The 12,559-nt window shown below is 38.3% G+C and carries 11 protein-coding genes; 6 read left to right on the top strand and 5 right to left on the bottom strand.

The genetic code is table 11. From position 1 onward, the window contains the following. Positions 1-10 precede the first annotated feature (10 nt). From HMJ38_RS02810 to HMJ38_RS02800, 3 genes are all read left to right on the top strand, one after another. Positions 11-385: a BlaI/MecI/CopY family transcriptional regulator gene (locus HMJ38_RS02810; RefSeq protein ID WP_194972864.1), complete on the top strand. Its 375-nt coding sequence runs from the start codon at positions 11-13 to the stop codon at positions 383-385. Then, entirely contained in the window at positions 385-2,400 is a 2,016-nt protein-coding gene (locus tag HMJ38_RS02805; RefSeq protein WP_194972863.1) for a M56 family metallopeptidase, read from the top strand. The genes HMJ38_RS02810 and HMJ38_RS02805 overlap by 1 nt, the downstream gene beginning before the upstream one ends. Before the next feature lie 105 nt (positions 2,401-2,505). Further along, the gene (locus tag HMJ38_RS02800; protein ID WP_194972862.1) at positions 2,506-2,757 is read left to right on the top strand and encodes a hypothetical protein; all 252 of its coding nucleotides are present in this window, start codon (positions 2,506-2,508) and stop codon (positions 2,755-2,757) included. Positions 2,758-2,858: 101 nt separating this feature from the next. Here the strand turns inward: HMJ38_RS02800 and HMJ38_RS02795 are convergent, their stop codons facing one another. The 5 genes from HMJ38_RS02795 to hemG form a co-directional block, all read right to left on the bottom strand. Continuing rightward, positions 2,859-4,052 carry an ATP-binding protein gene (locus tag HMJ38_RS02795; protein WP_194972861.1) on the bottom strand — a complete coding sequence of 398 codons (1,194 nt, stop codon included), beginning with the start codon at positions 4,050-4,052 and terminating at the stop codon, positions 2,859-2,861. A 180-nt stretch (positions 4,053-4,232) separates the two neighbouring features. Beyond that, positions 4,233-5,363, bottom strand: coding sequence for a hypothetical protein (locus HMJ38_RS02790; RefSeq protein ID WP_194972860.1), 1,131 nt, complete (start codon positions 5,361-5,363; stop codon positions 4,233-4,235). A 126-nt stretch (positions 5,364-5,489) separates the two neighbouring features. Then, positions 5,490-6,899, bottom strand: a complete 1,410-nt coding sequence (locus HMJ38_RS02785; RefSeq protein WP_194972859.1) for a Gfo/Idh/MocA family protein — start codon at positions 6,897-6,899, stop codon at positions 5,490-5,492. A 60-nt stretch (positions 6,900-6,959) separates the two neighbouring features. Next, positions 6,960-8,495: a serine hydrolase gene (locus HMJ38_RS02780; protein ID WP_194972858.1), complete on the bottom strand. Its 1,536-nt coding sequence runs from the start codon at positions 8,493-8,495 to the stop codon at positions 6,960-6,962. Positions 8,496-8,632: 137 nt separating this feature from the next. Then, a complete protein-coding gene (gene hemG / locus HMJ38_RS02775) occupies positions 8,633-9,160 on the bottom strand; it encodes a menaquinone-dependent protoporphyrinogen IX dehydrogenase (RefSeq protein WP_194972857.1) in 528 nt (175 codons plus the stop codon). A 264-nt stretch (positions 9,161-9,424) separates the two neighbouring features. Here hemG and HMJ38_RS02770 point away from each other — a divergent pair, with 264 nt between their 5' ends. From HMJ38_RS02770 to HMJ38_RS02760, 3 genes are all read left to right on the top strand, one after another. Next, a complete protein-coding gene (locus HMJ38_RS02770) occupies positions 9,425-10,960 on the top strand; it encodes an ethylbenzene dehydrogenase-related protein (RefSeq protein WP_194972856.1) in 1,536 nt (511 codons plus the stop codon). A gap of 129 nt (positions 10,961-11,089) precedes the next feature. Next, the gene (locus tag HMJ38_RS02765) at positions 11,090-11,482 is read left to right on the top strand and encodes a hypothetical protein (protein ID WP_194972855.1); all 393 of its coding nucleotides are present in this window, start codon (positions 11,090-11,092) and stop codon (positions 11,480-11,482) included. Positions 11,483-11,493: 11 nt separating this feature from the next. Beyond that, positions 11,494-12,504 carry a DUF5777 family beta-barrel protein gene (locus tag HMJ38_RS02760; RefSeq protein WP_194972854.1) on the top strand — a complete coding sequence of 337 codons (1,011 nt, stop codon included), beginning with the start codon at positions 11,494-11,496 and terminating at the stop codon, positions 12,502-12,504. Positions 12,505-12,559: the final 55 nt, after the last annotated feature.

Below are 12,559 nucleotides of genomic sequence, written 5' to 3'. Positions count from 1 at the left end.
ATTATCCGATATGCAAGCTAAACCAACGGAATCCGAACTGGAAATCCTGTCGATTTTATGGCCGATAAAAAAGGCAACTGTCAGGGAAATCCATGAGAAACTGGCCGAATCAAAAGACACCGGCTATACTACCACATTGAAGCAGATGCAGATCATGCATGCCAAAGGTTTGCTCAAAAGAGACGAGCAAAACAGAACCCATATCTATTTCCCGGCTGTGGATGAACAGGTAACCCAGAAAAGTCTATTGAGCAATTTTGTCAGTACAGCATTTGGAGGATCAGCCAAAAATCTGGTGATGCAGGCTTTGGGACAGGGTAATCCTTCTAAGGAAGAACTAGATGAAATTCGTGCATTTCTCGACCAATTAGAAAAAGAGCAATAATGGAACTTTTAGAAACAATGATTCCGGAAAATTACCTCTTTGCCTTAGGTTGGATGATCATCCATGCCCTTTGGCAGATTGCAGGTATAGGATTGATTCTGTGGCTGGTCCTCAGGTTTTTCAATCAGAAATCAGCTGCATTAAAATACAGGTTGAGTATCGGTGCTTTGTTTTTGGTTACCAGTTTGGCCATTGGAACATTTTTCTACCATGTACAGAACGGACCATCTGCTAAAGAATTTGCTTTCAATCAAACTGAAATGGATCATTTCTTAAGCCAAGGAGTCTCTTTGAATACTTCAAATAATGACCAATATTCCGTTTGGCAATTGCTTACCAAAAGCATTGAATCTTGGATACCATACATGGTTCAATTTTGGATTTTGGGGGCAATGCTTTTTTTGATAAGATTTGGGGCCTCTTTGGCAGATTTAAGAAATATCAGTATCAAAAACCATGAAATGGTTAATCCCAAATGGATGGAAATTTTTCAAAAGCAAATGGAATTGCTCAATTTGAAAAAACCGATAAAACTACTGAAAACAGTTCATTTGGACATGCCAATAACCTATGGAATATGGAAGCCAGTAATATTGATTCCAGCAAGTCTGTTTTTTCATTTATCTCCTGCACAACTTGAGGCAATTTTGGCCCATGAACTTGCCCATATCAAACGCTATGACTATTTGATCAATTTACTACAGTCATTCCTCGAAGTTGTATTCTTCTTTCATCCTGTATTCTGGTGGATCAATAAAACAGCCAGGGAATTAAGAGAAAACTCGTGCGATGATATGGCAATCCAGAAGATGGGGATTTCGGCAAAAGACCTTGCCCATGGACTCGCAAATGTCCTAAATCACTCCAATAAACCAATTCCTGAAATGGCTTTGGCCTCAGCCAAGACAAAAAATCCAACATTAGATAGAATCAAAAGAATTATGGGAGTCAAAACCTCCCCTACTCAACCAACTACTTTAACCAGCATAACCATGATGATTACATTATTGATTGGTGCAACCTTATTGGTCGGCGCCAGTGACAAGAAAACTGTCGAATCCTGGGAAGATTTGATGACCACAAGCATTACATCCAAAACCATTGAAGGCAATTGGGAAAATGGATTCCAAATATGGAATCAGGATACCGTTCCGGTAAAAAAGGAATATATAATTGAAGTGGATACCACCATCGAAAGGCCACCTAGCCCCAAAGAAATGGAAGCATTGGATAAAATCCTGAATGAAAGTGATACCCCTTGGAAAGAAATGGGAATGGTTTTCAAAGACATGGATTTCAGTTTCTTCAGCAATATGCCCCAGATAAAAATTGGTGCACCTCTTGTTCCACTAATGGATTTTGATAGCATTCCAACTTGGGAATTTGAAGAGAAAATGTTTGAACAGATGGTACCTGATGCGGATTTTTTTAAAAATATTCCAAACGCCGACCTCCCAATGTTTGATGCGGGTTTATTCAATTTCTCCTTTGACCAAAATTTCTTCAGAAATGATACCAGTAAAATGTCCAAAGAGGAAATCAGGAAATGGAAAGAAAAATACCAAGTAGAAATGGAAAAATGGGCTGAAGCACAAAAGGAATTCCACAGCAAAATGGAGCCCAAAATGAAGGAGTTTCAGGATAAAATGAGAGAATGGGAAAAAGCCAATGAACCCAAAATGCAGGAATACCGATTGAAAATGGAGGAATGGCAGCAGGAATTTCAAAATAACTTCCAGCCCAAAATAGAGGAATACCAGATCAAAATTCAGGAATGGCAAAAAGCCAATGAACCCAAAATGCAGGAATTCCAAGAGAAAATGAAAGCTTGGCAGGATGAAAACCAACCAAAAATAGAAGAGTTCCAAAAGAAAATGGAAGTCTGGCAAAAAGAGAATGAAGTGAAAATGCAGGAATTCCAACAAAAGATGCAAGAATGGCAAATGGAGCATCAGGAAAAGATGATGGAACTCCAAAAATCAATTCAGGAAACCGTGAAGAAAGGGAACGATTAGGTTCCCTTTCTTTAATACAACAGCCCAAACATCCAAATCGGCATTTGTCCCATTATTTTTTATAAAACAACTAATTCCATCGACAATTATCTAAACATCTCTTCAATGAATAGAACATCATACTTAGTCATTTCGAGCATTATTCTATTTTTTTCAAGCTACGAACAAAATATACATAAGTACGAAATCAATGGCAGTTTCAATGGCTTTTCTGAAAATTCAAAAGTTGTTATTTCAGATGCAGGTACTGGTGAGTTTTTAGATTCGACACGGTTGATAGGCAACCAGTTTATTTCAAAGGGCTCTTTTAATGACCCACCCAAAATTGATTTATATAGCCATAAGTTCCGAAAATGAGGGAAGGTTTCAATGAAAATATGACCGAACAAATCAGAACCTTGATCAACAATAAAGCAATTTAATGTAGGGGATTTATGGATTTAACCTGACAGATTTTTTCAATAGAGAAATCCAAAAAGCCAAAGAGGGATAATATTGCCTACTCCGTATTCAATATCATCTCTTACCACAAAAGCATTCTGTATCGATTTTATTTGTTTGGTTGTTTTATTCTTCCCCCCGATTTCAAATACCAAATAATCATTTACCAAAAAATCACCTTTTTCTGCAAGATTCAGGGAAAATAATCCCTGTAATTGATTTGCAAAAAATGTCTCTCTAATTGTACCTATTTCTGTATTCTCTTCTGCGAATGCATAAAGTAAATTAGTATTATTTAAAAACACTTTGTCCGGTTTGGTAAGAACACCTATTCCTGAATTCCTTTTCTGCAACGAAAGGACAATTCTAGCCTTCTCTAAAAGATCCAATGCTTTTAAAATACTCGGTCTTGATAAACCGATTTTTTGACTTAGCTCTGAAATGTTTGGTGTAAAAGGGACAGAGGAGGCGATCATTTTAATCAGTTTTTTGATTTTGTAAAGGATTTCATAGTCCAGATTTTCAATCGCATGAAGGTCTACATCAATAATCACTTGAACTGTATTTCTCAACCTCGAATTATAACTTTCTTTATTTTCTCTGGAATACGGATAAGCTCCCCATTTAACATATTCATGAAAAATGGCAACAGGTTTAATCATTTGATTGATTCCAGTGGCAATTTCATTATTATGTTGTAAAATATCCTCAAGACTAACTATAGGTAATTTTATGCCATGCTCCAATTCAAGATACTCCCTGAGTGACATTTCTTTTAAATCATAGGAAATTGCCCTTCTACTTAAATCTGACTCTCCCCCATAAATCTCCAAAATGGATGATGAAGTAAAGACTACATTCATCTTAGGGAAATTATCATAGATTAACTTGATTTCTCTTGACCAGTTGGGATATTTATGAACTTCATCCAACAGAAGGTGACTCCCACCCAATAAAGAGAACTCCTCAGCCAATTCATACAATTTTGTGTCTGAAAAAATCAAATCATCCATTGCCACATAAATGGCTGAACCATCCTGAGGAAGGTTTTTTTTTAAATGTTGAAGCAGAATCGTGGTTTTTCCGGCACCTCTTGCTCCTTTGATAGCAATCAACCTATCATTCCAATTGATCTTACCAAGTAGATATCTTTGGAAATCCAATGATACATTCTGGACTTTTACTTGAGATTGAAGTCTGATTTTATCCATTATGTTATTTATGAATAACAAATATAACATTTATCGTTATTCACAAATAACATACTTGCTTATTTTTTCTAATTGATCATTAACAAATCATTGATTTTTATCTTAACTAATAAATAAATTGAATTTCAATCCTGATAAGGAAAAACAAAAGATAACTATAAAAAAACAACCCAATCCCGACTATTTTTCACCACTCCCATCCGTAAACATTATCCATGAATCGAACCTGTTGCCTTGCAGAAAAGACCTATCACCTGCAAAAACCAGTTCATCAGGTTGCCTATTGGCAATAGCAAAGAGTCTGTACAAGTTATCTCCTCCAAAAATCTTCTCAACACCACCACTTCCTGCCAATCCTGTAGTAAATAGCATACCCGCATCTAATTGCCCCGGAGTTGCATTGGTCAATCCGCAAAAGTGAATAGAATTGTCCGTATATAATGCATCAAAAAACCAAAATTTGTTAGTACCATCTCTATGATCTAAATCCCATAAAGTGTTTCCATCAACATCCAACTCAAAGGCCCAAGCAGCTATTTGTTTGGATCCTACGAAAAGATAGCCTCCCGTAGGACTTTTGATCACTTTGTTGACAACCGAAAAACCTTGGGGACCTGCTGCCTTATACCAAACCAACTCACCATTTATAAATCTGTAAACTTGAATATCACCTTCATCCGATTGGGAATCCGAAATTACCCGAGAGCCTTGGACCAGAAAATTTTCCTTACTTTCTATCAAGAGATTATATGTGAAAAAATCATGCTCAGCATCAAATATGATTTTTGAAGTTTCAACCGTCGACCCATCCTTAGAAAAAACCTCAATATTGATGGTTCTGTGGTTTTGATTTTCACCTTCTTTATTTTTTGAAATAAATGCCAAAATCAATTGGTCATCTATCACTCTGACAAACGGAATTTCCACATCCCCATCAGTAAAAGTTATAAACTTATCCCACAATAAATCCCCGTTGATATCATATGCAGACAGGCCAATGATATTTTCACTACTAGATCTTCCAGTCGAAAATAAATGGGAACCATCGGCAGTAAGGTTGGCAAAAATATGGTTGGTAGCGGGAATCTGCTTCAGCAGTCCACCATCTTGATCCAAAATCGAAAACCTATTGGTATTAAAAACAACAAAACCATCGTTGCTGAGCACTTCCATTCCTTTTGTCCCACCATCTCCCTCAATAAAAACCTCGTTTGAAGAATCATCAGGACTTATAGGTGCTTCTATGTTGTCACATGAAAAAACCCCAATGGTTAAAAAAAATAAAAGCCAAATTTTATTCAGATAATTCATGATTTTAATCTTTTGATAATCCAATATTTATTTGTACTAATTTAATTATAAACATTGTTTAATCAAAAAAAATAAATACAAATCCTGAATTTCAACTCACTATAAAAGGTAAAAAAATACCTTCCTTTACATCTCCCACCCCTTTCTGACAGGCTCTTGGATGTATTGATCAGCTTCAGAAATCCCTTGGGCTTTCATATTGTCATAATCCCATTCAATCAGTTTTCCGCCCAAACGCAGAGACAAAACTCCCAATAAAGTGATCTCCGTCAACCTGGATCCATATTCAAAATTGGAAGAGGCTTGGTCATTGCTTTTGATGGCATCAATCCACTCTTTGAAATGCCCCGGTGATCGTTTAAGGTATGGTTCGGGGGCTTTGATATTGTTTCTCAAAGATTCAGGAAAAACCTGTGGTTTTCTGTTTCCCCCATCATTGAAAATCACCCCTTTGGTGCCCACAAACATCGAAGCACGGCTGGGATAAACAAATCCCTTTGGAAGTGATGGATGCAGATCAGGTTTCAAACCTCCTGAGTACCAGTTGATCTTCATGGCTTTTTGCTTGCCCTTTGCAGAAAAATTGAAATAGCCGATTTCGCCATAAGGAGCAATTTTATTATCAGCATAACCTGCCGGAAATACCTGTACCGTATCCGGGCTTTCTAAGTCAAAAGCCCATGTCACAGCATCCAAATCATGACAACCAAAATCTCCCAAAGCACCGCAGCCATAATCCCAGAAATCCCGCCATGTCACCGGAACATAATCCTGATGGAAGGGGACCATTTCCCTGGGACCAATCCATTGATCCCAATCAAATCCAATCGGCATGGTACTTTCTCCTTTTGGAAGTCCCTTCAATCCGGGAAGCCACCTCCCGGCAGGCACCCAAGCATGGCATTCCTTGACTTCTCCTATAACCCCGGCCCTGAGGTATTCCACTGTTTCCCTGATGCCATCTGCTGCATGACCTGAATTTCCCATTTGAGTAATCAAACCGGTTTCCTTGGTCACTTTGGCCACTTCCCTGGCTTCCCAGATATTGTGGGTTAAGGGTTTTTCACAATACACATGTTTGCCCATTTTCAAGGCCATCAAGGTAATGTAAGCATGGGTATGGTCTGGCGTAGAACAAACAATGGCATCCAGATCTTTGGATTCCTCCATCATTTTTCTAAAATCATCGTATTGGGCAAGACGTTTTCTATCTCCTTTTCCTTCATAAAAGTCTTCAATCAGTTCTGCTGTAGGTCCTCTTCCCGCTTCTGAGCGATAGTAAAAATCAGCCAAGTTCCAATAGTATGCCGGATCGGCAATGGCAGAAATATTTACATCATCCAACTTTAAAAATGCCTGTACATTTTGTTTTCCCTTTCCTCCTGCCCCGATAATCCCAAGGTTTACTTTATCGCTTGGGGCAACAAATCCTGGTCCTCCCAAAACATGTCTCGGCACAATCATAAATCCTGCACCGCTTAGTAGTGAAGCTTTAACAAAATCTCTTCTGGAAAATGGCGTTTTTTTCTTGTTCATGATTTGGGGATTGTTTTGAGGTTATTAAAATATTCTTTGTGCCTTTGTGTCTTTGTGGGATTATCTAACCTTCTTCGGTTTCAATTCCTCAAAGAATATATCATCATTCGGCACTTCGAAATCCATGCTGATAACTTTCATGTTGTTGTCCATATTAAATTTTAGCGTACCGAAGTTGAACCAAGCATGTTTTTCATCCCAGATAATTTCAAAGGTATCATGATGCCAATGCCTTAAACTGGCATTCAGTCTAGGGGAATTTGAGAATAGCAATCGTAACTTATCTCCCTCCTGCTTTACCTCAATTTTTCCATAGATTTCAGAATCGTAAGTTCCTGCATATGCTGAAAGAGTGAGCGAAGGTTTAGTATTGGGAATTCGCCTTGCCTTAATGTCCGCAATTCTAGTATCCTTAAGTTCGTTTTCATTGACCCTTTTAAGCAAATCAGTTGACCAATTTTTTTCTCCTGTTCCCAACATCTGATCCAAAGCATAATAGGTTGCTGCCATAATGGGGCTTTTGTGTCCATTGGTCAGGACAACGACTCCCAGCTTTTGGTCAGGGATTAAAGTAACAGCCGTAATCATCCCATCATAGCCCCCTGTATGTCCTACCATAAAGTTACCGTGAAAATCCCCAATGTTCCATCCCAGTCCATAACCACTGAAATGCCTTCCCAAGTCATTTTTGGAAGTATGGTCTACGACATTGACATTGTGCATGGTCCAGACTAAATTTCGGGTCTGCCTTTTCAGCAAGGTGTCTTGCCCATGAATTCCATGGTTCAGGTTGAATATCATCCACTTGGCTACATCATTGACTGAAGAAATTATTCCTCCCGTAGCCCCGATGGTCTCCCAATCCTCAAAGGCAATCGGGAAATTCTTACCTTCCTCTCTTCCGTGGGCAGTGGTATAGTTGCTTTTCTTCATTAAGTCTTTGGCAGTGGTAATCGACCGGTCCATTCCCAAATGCTCCAAGATTCTTTCCTGAACATTCTCCCCCCAACTTTTTCCGGTCACTTTTCTGATTACTTCACCCGCTGTGATATACATCAGATTGGAGTATCCATAGCCCGACCTGAAATCATAAGCCTGCGGTACTTTACCTGCACGCTTGATCAATTCAGCTGCATCTGCTTCGGATTTGTACCAGATGACATCCCCACTGAATGTCCCCAAACCAACCCTGTGGCTCAACAGATCCCGAATAGTCACATTGCCACTGATCCATGGATCGTCATATAGGGAGAAATAAGGCAGATAATCTTTCACTTTATCATTCCAACCCAACTTACCTTCCTGAACAAGCATACCGATAATGGCCGATGTAAACGCTTTAGAATTGGAAGCAATGGCATATAGGGTATTGGAATCCGGCTTTTCACTTTTACCAACTTCCTTAGTGCCGTAATTCCCTGTAAATACAAGCTGACCATCCTTTACAATTCCAATACTTGCCCCCGGAACATCCCAATCTTTGACCATCTGCTCAAAATAGGCATCAAGTTTTTTGAAATCGGGGTAATTTTGTGCATTGGTACGGAGTGAAAAAATCAGGAAAAAGACGACCAAAAACGATAGGTGATTTTTCATATATTTAAGATTGGATTGAATCAGCCTCAATTTAGGAAAGGGGGAGGATTGAACCAAAAAATTCATCTATAATCAATTTCTAGGTTGTTGGCTTTCTACCTTGATCACCATTTTTTTTCGATATTACCATTATTAAATCAAAGCTTCAAAAAATCCCCAGCAAACGCATCTACCCTTTTCCAATCCGTATATTCTATGGCTGATTTCGGAAATATTGGGCCTTTGGTAATGACCATAATCAATCTGATCATTAGCTTATCCAAAAAATTATATTTGGAATAATCCAGCATCCCGGCAAAAACTCCTACTAAGGAAGGTTTCCAGAAAATACCTCCCAAAAACTTACTTACATATGGATTGGTAATTTCATTATTTTTTTCTGGTTTTCTCGCTACCAAATTGACGGAGATAAAGGCGGCTTTTTTACTATTCAGAATTTCGTGATTTTCTTCTATAAACTTGATGATTTTTTCATTGTGCTTGCCATATCGGATACTAGAGGCAATAATTATTTTCCCATATTCCTCTAGCTCTCCACTGAAAAAATCTATATGAAATAGGTGTGTTTCTCTATCCTTTTCATTTAAAATTTTTGACAGATACCCGCAAATTTTCAATGTTTGCCCATCGACTGTAGAATATATAATGACTGTATTTTTTTCCATCGGAAAAGGTTTTTCTGTTCAAGTTTTTGATTTCAGAACTTGTTGGAATATGAGTGAGATCATTCGGCGACAAAATTAATCTTAATTCTAGGTTAAGTTAAAGATAGATAAACTAAGGAATAGAAAAAAACTATCAGCTTTCAATTATGATAAAAGTCATCTCTTAAGGTGTTTATGGTCAACTCTCTTTTATAGCTTATTCTATACCTTGACCATTATTATAAATCCATGAACTATTCAACCAATTCTAAAAAATATTGACTTATGAGGTTTTTAACAAAAAGCAGTAGACCAGTATGGTTGGTACTGTTAATTACATTTGGAAGTTTAGGTTTCATTGCAAGTTGTACGCATGAAGACACCTTGAACCCCTCCAATCCAGATGTCCCCTCCACTTTGGAGCCTTTGGACAAGCAAGTTCGTGTTCAGGTAGCTTATGACGCCACGGAAGTGGCAATTAAGTTTGTCTGGAAAACTCAGGAAAAACTTTATCCTGAGGGTATGGCCAATGTTGGCAAAAATTATCCCATGCAGTTCCATGATATTCTCCAACATGACGGAACTAAATTTGACCGTTTTCCTTCTGCTCAAAGACTACAGGAAGATAGGATTACCTTTATGATTGACAAGCATGAAGGTGGAATTCAGGGTTATGCAAGAATGGGTTGTGGCATTACCTGCCATACAGGAATGGAGGATCACAATTTACTGACTAATGACGTTTTGGACCATTGGCATTATAGAGCAGCACGAAGTGGTCCTATGGGATATGCTGAAGATGTGGCCGTTGATAATGTATCCAGGATAAGAGATGATTTGGGAACGATGCCAACAAAATTTTTACGCTCAGGTGGAGATAGATTAAGGGAAAATCAGTCAGCAATCATAGGTTCAGGCCATCCTGTACTGGAAGATGGATTGCCACGATTTGTTTTTAATAAAGGAAAGTCTATGCCAGGAGGTTTTGTTGTGCCCGGGTTTTTTCTCCCAAATAGATCTAATACTACCATGATTGACTCCCATATTGATATTCCACAGATTAAAGATGTCTCAAATAACATCAGTTTATTGGTAGTCTATCAAGATCGGACTTTTGATCCTATTGAAAAGGTCAATGCCATAGATTTAGGGTATTTGGCGTGGTTGGCCACAGGGATGGTAGCTCATTTGCCCGCTCATTTGAGGGATGAAACAAGTGCGGATTTTACTGCTTGGAAAAACTATTGGGCAACCGAAACCGGTATATCAACTGAAGCAGCTGCAATTACAAAACTTGATCAGGTTCACCAAGAATGGGTTGCATCTGGTAAAAAGGCCATGGTTACCCGTAGTGTTGGTTTTATTTATAATTCTGATCAACATGATATTACCTCGGAAAGGGATTTCAATGCGGACAGAAATGAGTGGACAGTAATTCTAAAGAGAAAACTTTCTACAGGTTCAGCTAAGGATGCCAACCTTTCCACACTTCCCAATGGAGGTAAATTTACCATCAGCTTTGCCATGCACGATTCCGGAGCGGGATCTGAAACACATGATATTTCTTTACCCTATGAAATTTCTAATGCTGATAATGCAGATCTCCAAGCCAAGCAAGTTTCAAGCATCTCTAATGTAGAATGGGGCACTGTTCCAGCATTGGATACTTATTGGGTAAAGCAGGCAGTTATGCCAAGATTCACAAATGATTGGTTGAGAAGTGGGGCGCATCCCGGTTCAGGAAGCATTGAATCTACCAAGTGTATAACCTGCCATACAGAGAGCAACAATGTGATCTTTACACAAGGCGTGTTGAACTAAAGCATTGTATCCAGGATGCAGATAACATCTGGGGGAGAAAGACTAAGGGTAGTTTTATGGAATTCAACCATTATCAATTCTCCCTCAAATTTTAAAAGTATCAAAAAACACAAATTAATCTAAAGAGCCATGGAATTAAAAAATATACTTGTGATTTTCTCGACCTTGCTCATATTTATTCTGGTCCTGAATTCATGCTACTACGATCAGATCGTCCCACCTGAAATTGATATATCAGATGTACCCCCCCAGTCATTTAGCGGGGATATTATTCCGATATTCAATCAGAGCTGCAATAATGCCGGATGTCATAGCGGTGCAGTAAGTCCCGACTTGAGACCTGCCAATGCTTACAGTGCTTTGACAAATGGAGGCTTTATCAATACAAGTTCTCCGGAATCAAGTGAATTATATCAATGGATGTTGGGTAATCGATCGACACCAATGCCACTGTCAGGTCCTAACGCAGACTACAATAGAAGAGTGTTAAGATGGATCACTGACGGAGCCTTAAATAATTGAAAATTTTTACCATGAAAAAGATGAATCCCATGCTAAAATATATCAAAGCATCAACAATCTTGCTGTTTATGACCTACCTGATTTCAGGGGCTTACGCTCAGGAAACAGAAGAAAAGAAAAAAGAAAATCCGGAAGATGAGGTTCAAACCCTTTACATTCATAGTCGTCCCTTACAAAGAGTGGGGAATACTTTTGAAAGTACCTGGTTGATTGACAACCAAACTGTCTTGGTTCCTTTGAGGAAAACTTTCCAGTTTGATATTTTACACAGATTTGGGACGGTAAACAATGGATACAGTGACTTCTGGGGGCTTTATGCACCTTCCAATATTAGATTAGGTTTTGCTTATACACCAATAAACAACCTCATGGTGGGTTTTGGCTTCACCAAATTCAATTTGCTTTGGGATTTCAATGCGAAATATGCCATTCTTAAAGAACAAGGTCCAAATCCTAAACCTGTGAGTCTGACCTATTTTGTAAATATGGCTGTAGATACCAGGCCTTCTGAAAATTTCACTTATGGCTCAGACCGGTGGAGCTATTTTCATCAGATTATGTTGGCTAAAAAGTTGAACAGGGATGTATCAGTTCAAGGTTCATTAAATTTTAGCCATTTCAATGCCGTTGAAGCATTTATTGACCCCGAGGGAGATAAACAAGCCTTGATGCGAAATGACCATTTTTCATTCACCTTGTTAGGTAGATATAAAGTTTCTGATGCTTTATCCTTCATCGGAAACTATGACCAACCTCTTACCCAGCATCCAACCAATAACCCCAATCCAAATGTTTCCTTGGGTTTGGAATTGGCTACACCACTTCACGCTTTTCAGGTTTTTGTTGGGAATTATCAATGGATTGTACCTCAGTATAATAATGTCTTCAATAGAAATAATTATGAAAAAGGTCAGTTCTTGATTGGTTTCAATATCACAAGGTTATTAGATGTAAAAGAGGAAAATCTGAAAGAAATGGTATTCAAAGAGAAAAAAGGACCTAAAAGGAAAAATAAATTGTAAGGTTGAATTTTGATTAAAAAAAGCATCGGTTCAGCCGGTGCTTTTTTTAATGATT

It is taken from the genome of Aquiflexum lacus (assembly GCF_015476655.1).
Classification (GTDB): Bacteria; Bacteroidota; Bacteroidia; order Cytophagales; family Cyclobacteriaceae; genus Aquiflexum; species Aquiflexum lacus.
Note: the sequence above shows the minus strand (reverse complement) of the source record. Positions and strands in the feature narration are given on the sequence as shown.